The following is a 17,505-nucleotide window of genomic DNA, read 5'->3' as shown; positions in this document are numbered from 1 at the left end:
GCGGGGATGCGCTCGAGCAGGGGCCGCGCCGGGGCGGCGCGGCGGCCCAGCTGCCGGGCCCGCGCCGCGCCGTGCGCGCGCTGGGTGGCCTGGGCCGCCGCCCGGGCGGCGGACTCGTCGGCCAACCGGCGCAGCGCCTGTAGATTCGAGCTCGCGATCGATGCCATGAGCGTCCCGCTCGCGACGATGACGATCGGCGTCATCGACAGCGAGATCCCGCGCGCACCGAGGTCGATACCCGCCACCGCGACCAGCGTCGTCGCGCCGATGCCGACCACCGCGTAACCGCTGCGACCGCGGACGGCGAGAAAACACAGCACCACCGAGGTCGCGTAGATGGTCCAGACGAACTGGTGCACCGTGAGGGCGTCGACGCGGTGATAGGCCAGGCTCGTGGCCAGCGGGCCGACCGCGGCGACCACCAGCGCGACCGGCCACGGGAACGGATCGGTGTCGATGCCGATGGTCACGACCGCGGCGATCGCGATCACCGCGTAGGCCACCAGGATTCCGATCTGGTGGTCCGGGATGTTGCGCAGGTTCGATACCGCCATGGAGGCGATGGTGGCCAGCACGACGGCCGTCACGAACGCCCCCTGCCGACCGCGCAGGCCGAGCAGTCCGCGCAGATCCCAGCGCTGCGGGGCGATCGCATGACGCACCGGCGCGGGTTCGGCCTCCGGTGCCTGCCCGTCGGTGCTCGGGTGCACCCAGACCAGGGTGACCGTGGTCCCCTGTCCCGGAGCGGAATCGACGAACGCCGCCCCGCCGGGCAGGTCCGCCATCCGCGCGAGAATGCTGCGCCGCACCCCGAGCCGGTGGGCGGGGACCGCGTCCATATCGAAACCGGCTCCGTCGTCCCGCATTTCGACCCGCAGCGCCCCGGTGCCGACGGTGACGGTGACCTCGCGGTGCACGCGCCGACCGGTCCCGCCGCCGTGCCGCAGGCTGTTGCGGACCGCCTCCGCCAGCGCCGCGGCGATGGTGTCGCCGACATCGGCGGGAACCTGCAGCCGCGCGAACCCGGACAGTCGTTTCGATCGAAATGTGATGCCGGAGTTGATCGCCGACACCGTGGCCCGCAGCATCCCGATCGCGCCGAAGGCATCGAAGCCCGCCCGCTCCTCGCTGCGGCGGAATTCGTCGAACTGGCGCAACGTCTTTCGGGACTGGCGGCCCAGCACCGCGGCGTCCCGGCCCCGCGAGGCATCCAGCAGCGTGGACATCACATCGTCGTGGATGATCGCGGCGAACCGGGCCCGCTCACGGCTTTTCGCGTCCGCGGCCGCCACCTGCGCCGCATCCTGCTCGGCCCGCCTCGACTCGTCGTCCAGGGTGGCCGCCGCCCGCGCGACCGTGATCAGGCCCCAGGTGAGCAGCCCCGCGATGCCGAAATTCCGGCTGAAATCGAGGAAGAACGACAGCCATCCCACCCCGCCCTGCACCATGCCGTTGATCAGGGCGCCCCCGGCCACGGCCAGCACCAGCGTGACGGCGGCGACCCGCGGCCGCCACACCAGCGCGCCCGCCGCCGCGCCCAGCGCCACCGTGCGCAGCAGCCAGAACGGGTCGTCCTGCAGGTCGGGATGGCGAATGGCCCACGGCGCCAGCGCAATTGCGGCGAGAAGGGCCAGCGATACGGCGCCGCACAGCCCCCGGATGGTGCGCAGCGGCGCCGAGAACGCCAGAATCACCAGCATCAGGCAGGCGCCGAAGACGGCGGCGACCGTCAGCGGCGTCCACCACCACGCCATGAGGCGCGCCTGCTGCCACGCCTCCCGGCCCACCGCGAGCCCGAGCAACACACCGATCGCGCCGATGAGCAGCGCCGCCGACCGGGTCAGCCGCGCGGCCACGGGACCTGTCTGCGCACCGGGACGACCGCTGGCCGCAGCGGTCACGGCGCTCTCCGATTCACACGCATGCGGTCGAATCGCCCACCGGTGCGCTGTCGCGGGCCTCGTACATCGCCTGGACGCGGTCCCTGGGACGGAGGTTGGTCTGCAGATGCGGCCGCACGGAGTCGCTGTCGTCGATGGTCAGCGTCCCGGAGGTGAGCAGCATCGCGGTGAAGATCTGGCCCTCCAGCAGCGCGAGCGAGGAGCCCACGCAGACGTGCCGCCCCGCACCCCACGGCAGATAGGCGAACCGCGGCAGCTTGCGGTCGGGCGCGAACCGATCCGGGTCGAACTCGAGCGGTCGCGGGAACCACTCGGGGGAGCGGTGCATCACGTACGGCGCGACGAACACGACCGTGCCCCGCCGCACCCGATAGCCACCGAGGGTGGTCTCGCGCACCGCCTGTCGCAGGAACGCCGGGGCCGGTGAGTACAGCCGCAGCGTCTCCTTGAACACCTGCAGGCAGTACTGCAGTTTCGGCAGATCCTCGACCGTGGGCACGCGTCCGCCGAGCACGAGATCGGCCTCCGCGCGGGCCCTGGCCGCCACCTCCGGATTCCGCGCCAGCGCGTACGCGGTCCAGAACTGCGCGTCGGAGGATGTTTCGATCCCGGAAGCCCACAGGTTTATAGCCTCGTCGACGACCTGCTCGAAGTCCATCTCGCCGTCGTCGTCCGCGGCTCGCGCCAGGCCCTGCAGCAGGTCGTCGGTGGTCTCGGCGCCACTGCGGCGGGCCTGCACCAGGTCGCCGACGCGCCCGCGCAGGTAGGCGATATCGCGCAGGAAGGTGCGGTTGCGCCGGGTCGGGATGTTCAGCGGCGCCACGATCGGGCGGGTCAGCAGCCGGATCTCCCAGTCGAAGACGCGGGTGATGGCGGCGAGGGTCTCCTCGTCGTCGGCGAGGGATTCACCGGCGAACAGGTTGCCCATGATGTCGTGCGTGAGTCGCTGCATGGCCTCGAGCGCGTCGAACCGCCCGGCCACCGCCCATCGGTCCAGATGCGCGCGCACCTGGGCGCCGATGGCGCCGACGTATCCGGTCATCTGCCGCGGTGTGAACAGCGGGCCGATCAGGCCGCGCTGGCGGTGATGCAGTTCGCCCTCGGAGATGACCAGGCCGTTGCGCAGCGCGGGCCACAGCCCCAGCACCATGGCCCGGGCGCGGCCGAAATCGTCGGCCTTGCCGACCAGCACCTCGTGGATCTGCTCCGGCGCCGCCACCAGCACGGCCCGCGTGGGGCCGAGCCGGAATTCGGCGATCGGCCCGCACTGCGCGGTCAGGCGCTGCATCACCGCGAGCGGGTCGCGCATCATCGGCACGGCCTCGCCGAGCAGCGAGAATCGCCCGCTGCGCGGTGGTGTGCCCGGTCTCGTATCGTCGCCTCGGTCCAGCATCGACAATCCTCCCGTGTTGTCGGTGTGCACACCGCATCCAACCCCGTACGTCTTGCCGGTCGAGCGATCGTGTGCCTGGCACGAGCGCGAAGAGACCGGTAGGCATGCGCGTGCTTGTCAGCCCCCGAGCGTGATCACCGACCCAGTGTGACCGCACGGTCGGACCCTGCGAAGCCCCGAGATCTCGGGGCGTAACGCAATCGGGTCTTCTCTTGGGAGGCACCGACATTCCCGCGGCGCGGGCCGAACTCGGCTCCTCGACGGTATCAGGCACGACGCGGTGCCGCAGGGGTTCGGGCCGGGTCATGGGATCATCGGACACGTATTAGTCTGCCCGCTATGCGGTTCCCCGGATTCGATCGTGCCGTGCTGCGGGTGGCCGCGGTGTTGCTGGCCGCGGGCGCGGCCTGTGTTCCCGGACCTGCCGGTGCGGAGGGTTTCGGCCCGCAGCCGCCCGCACATCCGTGGCTGGGCCCCGCCGGGACGGCCACCATGCACGGCGACGCCGAGGCATCGGACACCACGCCGAACCCGGGTCCGGGCATCGGTGCGGTACGGGCCCGGTTCGTCGCGCTGGGCGCGGCCTGCCCGACCATCTTGATCGGTGCCGACGGGCTGCCGCAGGCGCTGTGCACGGATATCGCCACCCGCGCGCCGGTGGTGTATCTGCTGGATCCGGCGTCCGGCGATCCGCTGGCGTCGCTGCCCCTCCCGGCGGGCAGCCTGCTCGGCGGCGTGTACGGATATATCGACGCCGCAGGGGATTTCGTGGCCGCGACGGGCGGGGACGCCATCACCTGGATCGGCCACGAGCGCGACGGGGAGGGCCGGTGGCGGCTGGTGCCGCGCCGCACGATGTCGGTCGCGGAGGCGGTGACGCGGCCGTGCGGGGCGCCGGGCTGTGACGCGCTGGAATCGCTGGTGCCCGATCGGGACGGGCGCATCTGGTTCGTGACCGACCACGGCCGGGCAGGCTTCGCCGAGCCGAATTCCGGTGCGGTCGCGTCGATATCGCTGGGGGAGGGGGTCGCGAACAGTCTTGCCGCCGCCCCGGACGGCATCGCGGTCGCCGGGGACCACACCCTGTCGCTGCTGCGGGTGGACGAATCGGGGGCGCCGCGAATCGCCTGGCGCCGCGAGTACGACCGCGGGCCCGCCCGCAAACCCGGGCAGCTGAGCTGGGGGACCGGTGCGACCCCGACCTTCTTCGGCCCGCGCACCGGATCGGACTACGTGACGATCACCGATAACGCCGCGCCGCAGGAACATCTGCTGGTCCTCGACGCCGATACCGGCCGCGAGGTGTGCTCGATTCCGGTGCTGCCCGGGGCGAGCGGGACGGAGAACTCCCCGATCGGCGCGGGTAACAGCGTGTTCGTCGCGAGTACCTACGGCTATCCCTACCCCGCGGGCACATCCGGTCCCAGCGATCCGCCGTCGGCCGGATTCCGCGGCGGCATGACCCGCGTCGATATCGATCCGGCCGGATCGGGGTGTTCGGTGGCGTGGACGAATTCCGTTGCATCCGCGGCGGTTCCGCGCCTGTCGATCGCGGACGGCAATATCTACACCATCGCCCGGCAGCCCGCGCTGCCCGAGGGCACGACGACGCCGGTGGATGCGTTCGACTACACCGTGATCGACGCCGCGACCGGCGCGGTCCGCACCCGGCAGCGAATCGGCGCCACCGCCGCGGTCGACACCCTGCAGATGGTCGGCTCGCTCGCCCCCGACGGCACCCAGTACCAGGGCACCACCACCGGCCTGTTCCGCATCACCGCCCACTAGGCGGAAACGAGTCGGCCCCGGGCGAATTCGCCCGGGGCCGAATATTTTCAGTTGTCCTCGCGAACCATCGGAAACGCCAGGCTCACAGCTCGCCGGGGGTGTGCTTGGCCGCGCCACGCACCTGGAAGGCGTAGATGACCTCCATGACGCCCATGAAGATCAGCCACCATCCGGCCACCAGGGTCAGCGTGACGATCGAGCTGATCGGCCACACCACCAGCACGATGCCGCCGATCAGCAGCACGATGCCGTAGAAGATCGACCAGCCGCGGCCGGGCATGCCCGACGGCGACTCCGCACCGGCGACCAGCACCGCGATCCCGCGGAACAGCCAGCTGATCCCGATCCACAGCGCGAGCAGCACGATCGCATCGCCGATGTGCCGGAAGCTGAAGAACGCCAGGATGAACGACAGGACACCGCTGATGACCGAGAGCACCCGCCAGCCGGTGCTGACATGTGCGCCGAACGCCGCCACCAGCTGCAGGATGCCGGAGACCAACAGATAGATGCCGAACAGGACGCCGGCGACCAGGAGCGTCGGTCCGGGCCAGACCAGAACCATGATGCCGATGACGACCGACAGAATGCCGATGACCACCATGGACTGCCACGCGCCGCGGGCCAGCTGATGTAGCGGCCCTTCGAAAGCTGCTTTATTGCTGGTTGTCATCTGGGCAGGATAAGTCCAGTTGGTCCAGTAGCGGCCTATTAGCCGGTATCGAACTAGTCACGTCTTGGCCGGATGGAGCCCCGGCTATACGCGCGCGATGGCGCGACCGCGGTGCGTGCGCGCGAAATGCCCGGGCGGCTGACCCTTCCACGAGCGGAATGCCGAGGTGAACGCCGACACGCTGGAGTAGCCGAGCCGGTCGGCCACGTTCTCCACCGTGAGCCCGGCGACGAGCAGCTCCTCGGCGAGCATGCCGATCGTCTCGTTGGACAGCTCGCGGAAGGTGGTGCCCTCGTCGGCGAGCCGGCGCCGCAGGGTGCGCACGCTGACGTCGAGGTCGGCGGCGATGCGGGACTGGTCGGTCACGCCGCCGTGGCGGATCAGCAGCTCGCGCACCCGGCCGCTGACGCCGCTGCGGCTCAGCCGCCGCTGCATGATGTCCGCGCACTGCTGCTCGTAGAACCGGGCCGTCGCGGTATTCGCCTGCGGGAGTGGCAGTTCCAGCGCGGTCGTGTGCCAGGCGATGACCGATTGCGGGGCACCGAAGGTGATCTTGTCGACGCCCAGCATCGCCGCGAACATCTCGTACACCGGGTGCGGCTCGACGGTCACCTCCACCCGCAGCGTGGGCACCCGCGTCGGGACCAGGTCCTGCTGGATGGTGGCGATCGCCGAGAAGTCCCGCTCCAGCGTGAACCGGCGCAGCGCGGGCGGCACGGTGTGATCGTCGCGCACCAGCCAGACCTCGTTGCCCCGGTCGATCAGCGCGTGGCGGGCGACGGTGAACCACAGGTCGGCGTAGCGCACGCCGATCTCCGCGGCATGGCGCAGCGTCGGGCTGCTCATCACGGCGAAGCCGAGCACGCCGAACGACGGTGGGTGACACAGCAGTCCGGCCATGAGACCCAGCCCCGGCTCGTCCCGGATGCCCTCGACGACGTTGTGCAGCATCGCGAGTTCCTGGGCGAGGGTGATCTCGCTGCCCGGATCCTGCAGTTGCTGTTCGCGAATTCCGGTGTCCCGCAGAATATCCGGCATGGTCAGACCGCGCGTGACCGCGTAGTCCGCCAGCAACGCCACACCGCTGATCGACCGCACCTGCGCAGGCTCGTCCACCTACGCATGGTCGCAGAGATTCGCGCTCCGTTGGCCCAAATCCGCCGATCGGGGACCAGAAATGTAATTCCTACACCATGGGGACGCGCGCGGCCGCGGACACGGAACCGGTTGCGGGGCCGTACTTGTCGGTAAGTTTGCTGGGAGCGGCCGATATTCGCCGATTTCTGGCCCATTGCGCGCTGGTTGCACGCTTGCGTTAGCCATACGGTTTCTCACATGCTGCACCGCGACCGGCGCAACTCTCCCACCCGGGCATTCCTCCCCTTGTTCGGTACGCCGAGTGGTCGCGAAGCGACCCTTCCGCCTGCACCTCGCCCGGAGTGAACCGCATGCTGTCCACACATCCGCATACCGCCGCCAACACCTGGATCACCGTGACCGCACCCGGCGACGGCCGGGCGCTGGGCACCCTGCCGACGCACACCCCCGACCGGATCGAAGCCGTTGCCACCTCCCTGCGGCAGGCGCAAACCGGTTGGCGCGCAAGGGGTGTCGTCGGCAGGGTGCAGTGGTTGTCGCGATTTCGAGAGTGGTTGTCCGGCAATGAGCACATGCTGGTCGACCTGCTGGCGTCGGAAACCGGAAAGTCGGTTGCCGCGGCTTTGCGGGAATTTCGCCTGGGCGTCGACGCCGTGGACTATCATCGCACGCATGGTGCCGATTTTCTCGGCGCACCGTGGCAGCGTACGCACGGCAACCCGAGCGTGGCATTGCAGCTGGCGATCGCCTACCGCCCCTGCGCGGTGGTCGGCGTCCTGCCGCCCTGGACCTACCCCCTCGCGTCGACACTGTTCGACGCCGTGCCGGCGCTGATGGCCGGTTCCGCGGTACTCGTCAAGCCCCCGGCGGTGACGCCGCTGACCGTGCGCGCCGTCGTCACCGGCTGGGCGGAGATCGGTGCGCCGCCGGTGCTGGAATTCGTCGCCGGGCACCAGGCCGGTCCCGCGGTCGTCGACACGGTCGACTACGTGCATTTCACCGGCTCGCCCGAGGTGGGGAAGGTGGTGGCGCTGCGCGCCGCGGCCCGGCTCGTCCCGTGCCGCCTGGACCTGGGCGGGAAGTCGTCGGCGATCGTGCTGGCCGATGCCGACCCCGGCGCGGCGGCCGCGGGCATCGCGCTGGGCGGGCTCGCCGAATCGGGGCAGAGCTGCCGCAGCATCGAGCGGGTGTTCGTCCAGGACCGCGGGTACGAGGAGTTCGTCGACCGGCTGGTCGCCGAGGTGGCCGCGTTCGGCGCCGCGGATCCCGACGACGTCCGCGTCGCCCCCATCACCTCGGCCGCGCACGTGCGCCACCTGCGTGACCAGATCGACGACGCGCTGGCCAAGGGCGCCACGCTGCGCATCGGCGGCACCGCGGAAGGGCAGGTGTTCGAGCCGACCGTGCTCGCCGACGCCGATCCGGCGATGAGCGTGCTGACCCGGCAGACCCTCGGCCCGATCCTGCCGGTCATCCGGGTCGCCGACGCCGCGGCGGCCCTGGCGCTGGCCAACGACCCGTGCGGTCCGTGCGCGAGCGTGTGGACCGCCGATGACGCGGCCGGGCGGTACATCGCCGGTCGGCTGCTGGCGGAACAGGTGGGACGCAACGACGTCTCGGTGCACCTGGCACCGCCGGGGTATGCGTAATGCCCACTGCATCAAGGTAATTCGAAACTACGAGAGAGTTATGAACACCTGTTGCGAATATGATGGAGATGAGGTCACTTCCGGCGAGGGGGAGGTGAAATGATGGGCGGCTGGCAGGTTTTCGCGGCGACGATGGTGATGGTCGGCGCGATGGCGGCCATCGTGATGAGCATCCGCCCGCAACGCCTCCCCACCGGGCGCACGTCCGTCGCGGAGATCCGGCAGCGACTGCTTGCCGAGTCGGTGCCACCGGCGCTGCCGGTGGCCGCGGGGCTCTCGCACGGCGCCCCGGACCATCGGCTCGAGGTGCCCGAGGCGCACCGCACGATGCAGCAGCACCTCGACTGCACGGTCGCCGACTGCCCGCGCAAGTCGGCGGCCTACCGGGTGCTGGTGGCGGCCGGTCGGATCAAGCCGCGCTGACCGCCGCTGTGGTCGACGGGACGGGCCGACCCCTCCACGGCCCGTCCCGTTCGTCCACATTCCGCCGCATCCGACGGGACCGGTCCCGCCGCCCTCATCCGGCCACCGGGGTCCGGGCGGGCCGCAGTGCCGCCGCGCGCCGCCCGGAGCGGGCCAGCACGGCCAGCACGACGGCCGCGCACACCGAGGTCAGGATGAAGGTCTGAAAGACCTGCAGCGGCCCGGTCGCCGACAGCACCCAGCCGCCGAGGCTGGGCGCCGCCACCGCCCCGAGCCGTCCGACACCGTTGGACCAGCCCAGCGCGCTGCCGCGCAGCCGGGCCGGATACGTGTCGGCGACGGCGGCATTGATGAGGTTCAGGGTGGAGTGGGCGGCCGCGCCCAGGACGGCGATCACGGCCAGCAGGGCCACCCGGCCCGACAGCCCCGCGGCGCAGCACGCGATCCCGGCCGCGGCCACGAGCGCGCTGACACCGGCCACCGGGCGCGCGCCCCACCGGTCCGCGGCGATCGCCAGCGCGAACGAACCGACGACCGCGCCGGTGTTGAGCGTCATCGAGAACTGCAGCGCCGAGGTCATCGGGTAGTCCAGTTCGCGCATCAGCGTCGTCATCCACGTGTTCAGCCCGTACCAGGTGAGCAGTTCGGCGAAGGCCGCGACGGCGAACAGCAGCGTCAGCAGGCGGCGGTCCGGCGTGAACAGCTCCCGCACCCGGCTGGCGGTGCCGGTACGGGCGAACTCCTCGGATTCGGGCAGCAGCGCCAGCGCGGCGAGCAGCACCAGCCCGGAGGCGATCGCGCCGATCCAGCACAGCGGACGCCATCCGTGATCGGACAGCAGCGCCAGCCCGGCGAGCGCGGAAATGATTCCGCCGAGCGGGATTCCGGCCATGAGGGTCGTGACCGTCAGGCCGGTGCGGCCGGGCGGGGTGTATTCCTTGGCCAGCGCGAGGGCGACCGCGGCCGCCGCGCCCATGCCGATTCCGGCCAGCAGCCGGAACGCGCCCAGCTGCCACGGTGAGCCCGCCAGCGCGCAGGCCGCGGTCCACGCCGCGAACCAGGCGACGGCGACCAGCAGCGGGCGCCGCCGCCCGAACCGGTCGGCCAGGCGGCCCCCGGCCAGGGCCCCGGCGGTCATCCCGACATAGACCATGCTGCCGACCGTGCCCCCGGTGGATTTGGTCATCCCCCAACCGGGTTCGTCGAGCAGCGCGGGCAGCATGGCGCCGTACATGATCAGGTCGTAGCCCTCGGCGATGACGATCAGGGTGCACAGGCCCACGACGGCGACGGCGGGCAGGCGCGCGCGGGCGTCGTATCCGGTCACGGTTTCTCCCCGCGCACTCGATTGACAAGCCTTCCGACGCCGTCGATCTCGACGCTCACCTCGTCGCCGTCGCGCAGGAACAGCTGCGGCTCGCGCCGGTAGCCGACCCCGCCCGGGGTCCCGGTCAGGATGAGGTCGCCGGGCAGCACCGTGGTGAACTCGGAGATCGTGGCGATGAGGGTGGGGATGTCGAAGATCAGTTTCGACAGGTCCGAGGACTGCACGGTCTCGCCGCGCACGGTGGTCCGGATTCCGGCGCGGGAGAGGTCGACCTCGTCGGGCCGCACCACGTAGGGCCCGATCGGCGTGGCGTCGTCCCAGGCCTTGCCCTGCAGCCACTGATGGGTTCGGTACTGATAGTCGCGCATGGTGATGTCGTTGGCGACCGCGTAGCCGAGCACGTGGTCGGCCGCCCGTTCCCGGGGGATCCGCCGTCCCGCCCGGCCGATGACCACCGCCAGCTCGCCCTCGTAGTCGACCTGATCGGATTCCGGCGGGACGACGATGTCGTCGCGCGGTCCGGTGAGGCTGGAGGCGAACTTGGTGAACATGACCGGGTAGGTGGGCAATTCGCGTTTCGTCTCGCCCACGTGGGCGTGATAGTTCAGCCCGACGCAGATGATCTTGTCCGGATTCGGCACGATCGGCAGCAGCCGCACGTCCGCGATCGGCACCGCCGCCTCGGGGAGTTCCCTTGCGCCGGAGAGGATGTCGATATCGGTGTCGCGCCCGAGTTCGGTGAGCCCGGCCAGCGGGATCAGCCGATCGCCGTCGACGCGGCCGACGCCGCGGGTCCCGTCGTGTTCGTAGGTCGCCAGCGCCATATCAGTTCCCTTCCGAGGTGCTCCGCCAGCTCGCCAGCTGCCCGCCCCACAGATTCACGCTGCGCGGCACCGGATCCCACTGCCGCGGGGGATAGGTGACGCGGTCGTCGTGGAACTTCTCCATCTCCGCGGACAGCTCGACGTGATTGCCCGCGGGATCGTCGAAGAAGACGAACAGGTTGTTGCCGGGGCCGTGGCGCCCCGGCCCCCACACCACGTCCACCTCCTGCTCGGTGAGGCGATCGCACCAGGACTTGAAGTCCTGCCATTCGGCCAGGTCGTAGGAGTAGTGGTCGAGGCCGGGCCGTCCGGCGGCGACGACGGCGAGGGTGTGATGGTCGCGGTTGCTGCGCAGCCACGCGAACTTGCCATCGGCCAGTTGATCGGAAATTCGGAAACCGACAGCGCCGCAATAGAATTCGACCATGCGCGAGACGTCGGTGGTGGCCAGCGTGAGGTGCTGATACCGGATCGGGCGGCGGCCGGTGTCGGCGGCGTGCTCGCCTGCGCGGCGCACCGGTCCGTGGAAGTGCACCCGGTTGCCGTCGGGGTCCACCGCGGCCAGACCCTGTGGGGCGCCGGACGACTCGTCGAGGAACGCCTCGTCGAGCCGGTCGACGGCGACTCCGGCCGCCCGCAGCCGCTCGCCGAGCCGCTCCAGCCCGCCGGGTTCGGTCACCTCGAAACCGAAATGGTCCAGGGCCGGGTCGCCCGGTAGCAGATCCAGGACGTGATGACCGGTGCCCCAGCCGAGACGCATTCCGCCGCCGGGCAATTCGCGGTGCGGGGCCAGACCCAGGACGCGACCGTAGAACTCGGTCAGCGCGGCCACGTCGGGAACCCGCATGCCGAGATGGGATACCGCGGTGCGCCGCAGCGCCCCGGCGTGCCGTGGTTCGGTCGGTAGCAGGCGATTCGGGGCGGTCATGGTGTCGTCACTTCCTTCTCAGGCGGGGACCGGGTCCGCGGTGCACAGCGCCGCGGCGAGGTCCGGAGCGTGCCCCGGCCGCCACGCCGCGGCGACGAAGCGATCGGGGCGCAGTAGCACGCTGTGCCCCCGGTAGGCGGCCAGGTCGGCGGTCAGCCGCCCGTCGAGATCGACCATCGAGCCGATTCCCGGTGCGCGCGCGGGCATCCGGTCGTCGAGGGGAATGTGCAGCACGTTCGGTTCGAACCGCCGTGTGTGTCTCGTCTCCGCCGCGAGTGCCTCGGTGTCCACTCCGACGCCGAGCAGGGCCCAACCGGGGCCGAGGATTTCATCGAGCAGCCGCATCCGGCCGGTGACGGCGTCGAACGCCACCGGTTGCCCGATCGCGACACCGACAGGCACGGGCCCGGGCACGACCAAACCCGTCGAATACGCCTGTGCGGGCCGATAGCGCATGCCCTCGAAGTAGTCCCGGCCACGGGGCGTGGCCAGGGCTCGCCGCAGGTAGGCGTCGCGCCGCAGTGCCAGCCGGGCGTCGGTCGTCATCACCACCCGTCGCATCCGCTCCGACAGCGCGACGGTGGCCAGCGCGTGCGGTTTGCGTTCGCTCTCATAGGAATCCAGTGCGGCGTCGGTCAACCGTCCGGCCAGCACGTCGGCGATCTTCCACGCCAGATTGGCGGCATCGCGGATGCCGGAGTTGAGGCCCTGGCCCGCGAACGGTGGCATCATGTGCGCGGCATCGCCGAGCAGGAATGCGCGGCCGCAGCGCCAGCGGTCGGCGACCAGGCCGTGGAACCGGTAGGTCACCACCCGTTCCACCTGGTCGGCGGTGATGTCGCGATGCGGTGCGAGCAGGCGGCGCAGCAGTTCCGGCTCGGGCACCTCCGTCTCGCCGGGGTGCAGCAGGAATTCGTAGCGGCAGCGGCCGCCGCTGCCGGGAATGATCACGTGCGGGCGCCGCGGGTCGGCGTGGTGCATCCCGTACCGCTGGTCGTGCGTGTCGCCGAGCACGTCGGCCACCAGCCACACCTCCGGGTAGCTGTGCCCGCGCATCGCGATGCCGAGCTGCTCGCGCACCGTCGACCGTCCGCCGTCGCAGCCGAGCACGTAGCGTGCGCGCAGTTGCCCTGCGGCACAGTCGATCCGCACGCCGTCGTCTTCGGCGACAAGGCCGGTCATCTCGGTGCCCATCCGCAGCCCCGCCCCGGGGTGCCGCCGAAGATGCTGTGCCAGTTCGCGTTCCAGGTCGGGCTGCGCGAACGGATTCTTGAACGGGTAGCCGAAGCGGCGCGGCTGCTCGGCCCGCGCCTGGAACAGGGGCCGCCCCTGACTGTCGAAGTAGCGAGTGCCGGTGCCGGGCACCATGATTCGCAGCAGCCGCTCGGCCAAACCCGCCCACTGGTAGATCCGCAGCGACTCGTCGTCGATGCTGATCGCCTTCGGCTCGTCGCTCGTCCCGGGATTGCGCTCGAGCACCTGTACCCGGACCCCACGCGCCGCGAGCAGTGCCGCCGCGGTCATACCGACCGGCCCCGCGCCGACCACCACGACATCGGTCTCCATCTCCCCACCCCGCACTCGGACACTCCTTCCGGGACCCGCTCGAGTGCAATGTAATCGATGTCTCGTATAAGCGGATATGAGTCCTGATAGACAGGACATTCGAGTGCCGGGAGGCGGGATCGATGCGGCGGTCCGGCGAAATGCTACATTTGTGAATGAATTGCCGGTGACGATGCCGGTGGCCGACCGAGGAGCCGAAGGTGTCCAGCCTGTTCAACCCCAAGACCTGCGAGTTCGCCGAGTTCGACGCCGAGACCCGCCGCATTCTGCGGGCCACGGTCGACTTCTTCGAATCCCACGGCAAGGCGTGGCTGAAGCAGCAGGACCGCGACCGGGTCTGGTACGCGGAGTTCCTGGACTTCTGCAAGCGGGAGCGGGTCTTCGCGACCTTCCTCACCCCGGCCTCCGAGGCGGCGGGCGATCCGAACAAGCGGTGGGACACCGCGCGGATCGCGATGATGAGCAAGGTCCTGGGCTTCTACGGGATGAGCTACTGGTACGTCTGGCAGGTCACCATCCTGGGCCTGGGCCCGATCTGGCAGAGCGGCAACGCCCAGGCGCGCGGACGCGCTGCGGCACTGCTGGATTCGGGGGAGATCTTCGCCTTCGGACTGTCCGAACAGGCGCACGGCGCCGACATCTACTCCACCGATATGGTCCTGACGCCCACGCGGGCAGGGGCTTTCGAGGCGTCGGGTGGCAAGTACTACATCGGCAACGGCAATCTGGCCGGGATGGTGTCGGTGTTCGGCCGCCGCGCCGACAAGCCGATCATCGACAGCGCCGATTTCGAACGCAGGATGGACGACAGCGAGTTCGACGGCTACCTGTTCTTCGCCGCGAACAGCAGGCACGAGAACTACAAGCTGCGCAAGAACGTCGTCGATTCCCAGATGTACGTCGCCGCATTCGATCTGGAGAACTACCCGGTCGCGGCGGAGGACATCCTGCACACCGGCCGCGCGGCCTTCGACGCCGCGATGAACACCGTCAACGTCGGCAAGTTCAACCTGGGCTTCGGGGCGATCGGCTCGTGTGAGCACATCTTCCACGAGGCGATCAACCACGCCGAGAATCGAGTCCTGTTCGGGCACAGGGTGACCGAGTTTCCGCAGGTGCGCGGGCTGGTCGCCGATTCCTACGCGCGGCTGATCGCGATGAAGCTCTACAGCGAGCGCGCCATCGACTACATGCGCTCGGCGCACGAGAACGACCGGCGCTACCTGCTTTTCAACGCCATCGAGAAGATGACCGTCACCCGGCAGGGGCTGCGGATCATCGAGAGCCTGTCCGATGTCGTGGCCGCGCGCGGGTTCGAGAACGACATGTACTTCCCGATGGCGATGATCGGGTTGTTCGGCCTGCCCCGGCTGGAGGGCACCGTGCACGTGAACATGGCGCTGTCGCTGAAGTTCATGGCCAACTACATGTTCCACCCGGCCGACGCCGGGCTGGCGGCGCTGCGCTACCTGCCCGGCGCCGGTGCGGCGCCCACCGGTGCGGTGCGGGCGGTCTCCTCGACGCTCAAGCGAGGCGGTCGGCGGCTGGGCCCGGCGCTGCGTGCCGTGCCGCAGCTGAAGGCCGAATTCGCCCGGGCCGCACATGATCCCGTCCCGATCCGGCGCGACGCCACCGATGACGGCTTCCTGTTCCGCCAGGGCCCGACCAGCGGCCTGGGCAAGATCCGCTTCGCCGACTGGCGCCCGGTATTCGGCCGCTTCGCCCACATCCCGAACGTGGCGCTGTTCCTGGAGCAGGCCGAGGCGCTGCAGACGCTGCTGGCCGCCGCGCCGCCGACCGCGCGGCAGCAGCGCGACGTCGACTTCCTGTTCGCCCTCGGCGAGCTGTTCACGCTGGTGCCGTACGCGCAGCTGATCCTCGAGCAGGCGGCCCTCGAGGGCACCGAGGAGGTCGTGCTGGACCAGATCTTCGACGTGTTCGTGCGCGAATTCTCCGGCCACGCAACGACTCTGCACTGCAAGCCCGCCGCCACCAAGGCACAGCAGACGCGTGCACTGGACCTGGTGCGCCGCCCGGCGGCCGACCCCGCCCGGTTCGAAGCGGTAGTGCGCCAGGCCCGCGCCCTGGCCGGAACCTACGCAATGAACCCCTGACAGCATTCGCTGCTTGATTGCTCTTCGGTCACTGATCGGTCGCCGATATTGTCCGAGCGTGTTTCACTCTCGGATACTCGAAGCACTGAGCGTTGCCGCCCCGAGGCCGGGGCTTACAGGTGGGTCGGTGAGGCGAGGAGGCGGGCATGACGGCACTCGAAACTCCGCAGGTCCAGCGCTGGCCCGCTCGGATAGGTGAGCTGCCCGGTCGGCGGGCACTCGCGCTCGGCGCGCTCGCCCTGGTGTCCGGACTGCTGGGCGGCGACATGATCATCCATGTGATCGCCGTGCCGCGGGTCGCGCAGTACTTCGCGGTGGGTTCCGCGACCGCCTGGCTCGCCGGGAGTATCGGCGCCGTGGTGCTGGCCGCGTGCCTGCTGAGCGTGGGAGCGCTGGGCGATCGCTTCGGGCGCAGGCGGGTACTGCTCGGCGGCGTCCTGGCCGTCGCCGTCGGCGCCGTCGTCACCGCCTACGCGCAGGATTCGACGATCTTCCTGGCCGGTCGCGCGATCACCGGCGCGGGGCTGGCCGCGAGTTTCGGGACGGCGCTGGCGATCGTCGCGGCCCTGTTCCCTCCGGGCGACCTGCCGCGGGTCTTCGGGGTGTGGCTGGGGATACAGTCGGTGACGACCATGGCCGCCGGTGTCGTCGGCGCCGCGCTGATCGACGGAACTACCTGGCGCACAGGCTATTTCCTCACCGGCATGGTGGCGGTGCTGCTGGTCGTGCCGGGGTGGATGACGATCCCGGATTCGAGGGCGGCTACACCGCGCCGCCTCGATCCGGCCGGGGTGCTGTCGGCGTCCGCGGCACTCGCCCTGCTGGTCGGCGGTATCTACCGGGCCGCCGGTCGGGGGTGGACCGATCCGGTGGTGCTCTGCGCGCTGGCGGGCGCCGCCGTGTCGGCCGCGTTGTTCGCGTGGTGGGAGCTGCGCGATGCCGAACCCGCGGTTCCGCTGCGGCGCCTGGCGACCGCGTCGTTCGGTGCCACCTGCCTGACCGGGGTCCTGGCCGGATTCGCGGCCGCCGTGGTCGCGGTGCAGACGATCACGGCGCTGCACGACCATCGCGGCCTGTCGGTGTCCATGGCGATGGTGGTCGCCGTTCCGCTGTCTCTGGGCATGGTGCTCGGGGCGGACCTCGCCGCGCAGGCGCAGGAGCGGGGGTGGGCCACCCCCGCGCTGTACGTGTCCGGGCTGATCTGTTGTGGCACAGGCATTCTGGCGTTGGCCCGTGTCGGCGCGGGGGCGGAGCTGTGGGTGTATTCGGCGGTCTGCGCGGTGGTCGGGTTCGGGGCGATGTGGGCGCAGAACCCGCAGGCGGCGGCGCTCATGTCCGCGCTCCCGGCCGATAGCAGCGGTGTGCTGGCAGCGGTGAAAACCGCTGTCGCGCAAGTGGGTTTCGCACTCGGCCTGGGAGTCGCCGCGGCGATGGTCGCCGCATTCCCGGGCGGTGCGCCCGCGGGCAGCGATGCGGCCTACTTCCACGGATTTCCCCGAGGCATGGCGGTTATCGGTGTCCTACTGCTCGCCGGTGCCGTATCGGTCGCCGTCCTGCAGCGCCCGTGGGCGCTCACCACCGACGGCCCGGACGCCATCGAGCCCGGAGGACCAGCGGTCGAAGCGTGATTCCGGGCGATCAGAATGTGGTGGTCTTGCCGGTGACGAACGATGCGCCGTCACCGGCCAGGAAGACGACCAAGCCGGTGATCTCCTCCGGCCGCCCCCAGCGGCCGAGCGCGGTGCGGGTGCGCAGCCATGCGGCGAACGACTCGTCGGCGACGAGTGCGGCATCGGCATCGGTGTGAGGTTGGCGCAAGCA

At 70.5% G+C, this 17,505-nt stretch carries 14 protein-coding genes; 5 read left to right on the top strand and 9 right to left on the bottom strand.

The genetic code is table 11. The features are described from left to right. Window positions 1-1,901 (bottom strand): sensor histidine kinase (locus QH290_RS20970; protein WP_280384630.1); only part of this gene is annotated, 1,901 nt, incomplete at its 3' end. 13 nt (window positions 1,902-1,914) lie between these two features. Beyond that, window positions 1,915-3,294: a cytochrome P450 gene (locus tag QH290_RS20965; RefSeq protein WP_280269801.1), complete on the bottom strand. Its 1,380-nt coding sequence runs from the start codon at window positions 3,292-3,294 to the stop codon at window positions 1,915-1,917. Window positions 3,295-3,633: 339 nt separating this feature from the next. Between QH290_RS20965 and QH290_RS20960 the strand changes: the two genes are divergently transcribed. Further along, window positions 3,634-5,082 carry an SMP-30/gluconolactonase/LRE family protein gene (locus QH290_RS20960; RefSeq protein ID WP_280269800.1) on the top strand — a complete coding sequence of 483 codons (1,449 nt, stop codon included), beginning with the start codon at window positions 3,634-3,636 and terminating at the stop codon, window positions 5,080-5,082. An 82-nt stretch (window positions 5,083-5,164) separates the two neighbouring features. Here QH290_RS20960 and QH290_RS20955 read toward each other — a convergent pair whose 3' ends face one another. Both QH290_RS20955 and QH290_RS20950 read right to left on the bottom strand, forming a co-directional pair. Then, complete coding sequence (locus tag QH290_RS20955) at window positions 5,165-5,755, bottom strand: HdeD family acid-resistance protein (protein WP_280269799.1); 591 nt, start codon at window positions 5,753-5,755, stop codon at window positions 5,165-5,167. Between the two features lie 84 nt (window positions 5,756-5,839). Then, a complete protein-coding gene (locus tag QH290_RS20950) occupies window positions 5,840-6,871 on the bottom strand; it encodes an AraC family transcriptional regulator (RefSeq protein ID WP_280384629.1) in 1,032 nt (343 codons plus the stop codon). Window positions 6,872-7,203: 332 nt separating this feature from the next. Between QH290_RS20950 and QH290_RS20945 the strand changes: the two genes are divergently transcribed. Then, window positions 7,204-8,502 carry an aldehyde dehydrogenase family protein gene (locus tag QH290_RS20945; protein WP_280384627.1) on the top strand — a complete coding sequence of 433 codons (1,299 nt, stop codon included), beginning with the start codon at window positions 7,204-7,206 and terminating at the stop codon, window positions 8,500-8,502. A gap of 99 nt (window positions 8,503-8,601) precedes the next feature. Then, window positions 8,602-8,925 (top strand): hypothetical protein, encoded by a 324-nt coding sequence (locus QH290_RS20940; RefSeq protein WP_280384625.1) that lies wholly within the window; start codon window positions 8,602-8,604, stop codon window positions 8,923-8,925. A 94-nt stretch (window positions 8,926-9,019) separates the two neighbouring features. Here the strand turns inward: QH290_RS20940 and QH290_RS20935 are convergent, their stop codons facing one another. The 4 genes from QH290_RS20935 to QH290_RS20920 are packed head-to-tail and all read right to left on the bottom strand — an operon-like array spanning window position 9,020 to window position 13,570. Then, entirely contained in the window at window positions 9,020-10,252 is a 1,233-nt protein-coding gene (locus QH290_RS20935) for an MFS transporter (protein ID WP_280384623.1), read from the bottom strand. Further along, the gene (locus QH290_RS20930) at window positions 10,249-11,076 is read right to left on the bottom strand and encodes a fumarylacetoacetate hydrolase family protein (RefSeq protein WP_280269794.1); all 828 of its coding nucleotides are present in this window, start codon (window positions 11,074-11,076) and stop codon (window positions 10,249-10,251) included. Before QH290_RS20930 ends, QH290_RS20935 begins: the two co-directional genes overlap by 4 nt. A 1-nt stretch (window position 11,077) precedes the next feature. After that, window positions 11,078-12,004, bottom strand: coding sequence for a VOC family protein (locus QH290_RS20925; protein WP_280384621.1), 927 nt, complete (start codon window positions 12,002-12,004; stop codon window positions 11,078-11,080). 18 nt (window positions 12,005-12,022) lie between these two features. Beyond that, entirely contained in the window at window positions 12,023-13,570 is a 1,548-nt protein-coding gene (locus QH290_RS20920) for a bifunctional 3-(3-hydroxy-phenyl)propionate/3-hydroxycinnamic acid hydroxylase (RefSeq protein WP_280384619.1), read from the bottom strand. Window positions 13,571-13,770: 200 nt separating this feature from the next. Between QH290_RS20920 and QH290_RS20915 the strand changes: the two genes are divergently transcribed. Together QH290_RS20915 and QH290_RS20910 are read left to right on the top strand one after the other, a co-directional pair. After that, a complete protein-coding gene (locus QH290_RS20915) occupies window positions 13,771-15,684 on the top strand; it encodes an acyl-CoA dehydrogenase family protein (RefSeq protein WP_280384617.1) in 1,914 nt (637 codons plus the stop codon). Window positions 15,685-15,830: 146 nt separating this feature from the next. Beyond that, a complete protein-coding gene (locus QH290_RS20910) occupies window positions 15,831-17,312 on the top strand; it encodes an MFS transporter (RefSeq protein WP_280384615.1) in 1,482 nt (493 codons plus the stop codon). A 10-nt stretch (window positions 17,313-17,322) separates the two neighbouring features. On the opposite strand, the gene QH290_RS20905 is transcribed toward QH290_RS20910, so the two are convergent. Then, window positions 17,323-17,502, bottom strand: coding sequence for an SDR family oxidoreductase (locus QH290_RS20905; RefSeq protein WP_280269789.1), 180 nt, complete (start codon window positions 17,500-17,502; stop codon window positions 17,323-17,325). Window positions 17,503-17,505: the final 3 nt, after the last annotated feature.

It is taken from the genome of Nocardia wallacei, assembly GCF_029869545.1.
In the GTDB taxonomy this organism is placed as follows: Bacteria; Actinomycetota; Actinomycetes; order Mycobacteriales; family Mycobacteriaceae; genus Nocardia; species Nocardia wallacei_A.
This window is presented reverse-complemented; position numbering and strand designations above follow the sequence as displayed.

Bases quoted from the DNA above. Each gene is read 5' to 3' on its own strand.
- QH290_RS20965 (WP_280269801.1), bottom strand. From the start codon at position 3,294: ATGCTGGACCGAGGCGACGATACGAGACCGGGCACACCACCGCGCAGC.
- QH290_RS20960 (WP_280269800.1), top strand. From the start codon at position 3,634: ATGCGGTTCCCCGGATTCGATCGTGCCGTGCTGCGGGTGGCCGCGGTG.
- QH290_RS20955 (WP_280269799.1), bottom strand. From the start codon at position 5,755: ATGACAACCAGCAATAAAGCAGCTTTCGAAGGGCCGCTACATCAGCTG.
- QH290_RS20945 (WP_280384627.1), top strand. From the start codon at position 7,204: ATGCTGTCCACACATCCGCATACCGCCGCCAACACCTGGATCACCGTG.
- QH290_RS20940 (WP_280384625.1), top strand. From the start codon at position 8,602: ATGATGGGCGGCTGGCAGGTTTTCGCGGCGACGATGGTGATGGTCGGC.
- QH290_RS20930 (WP_280269794.1), bottom strand. From the start codon at position 11,076: ATGGCGCTGGCGACCTACGAACACGACGGGACCCGCGGCGTCGGCCGC.
- QH290_RS20925 (WP_280384621.1), bottom strand. From the start codon at position 12,004: ATGACCGCCCCGAATCGCCTGCTACCGACCGAACCACGGCACGCCGGG.
- QH290_RS20920 (WP_280384619.1), bottom strand. From the start codon at position 13,570: ATGGAGACCGATGTCGTGGTGGTCGGCGCGGGGCCGGTCGGTATGACC.
- QH290_RS20910 (WP_280384615.1), top strand. From the start codon at position 15,831: ATGACGGCACTCGAAACTCCGCAGGTCCAGCGCTGGCCCGCTCGGATA.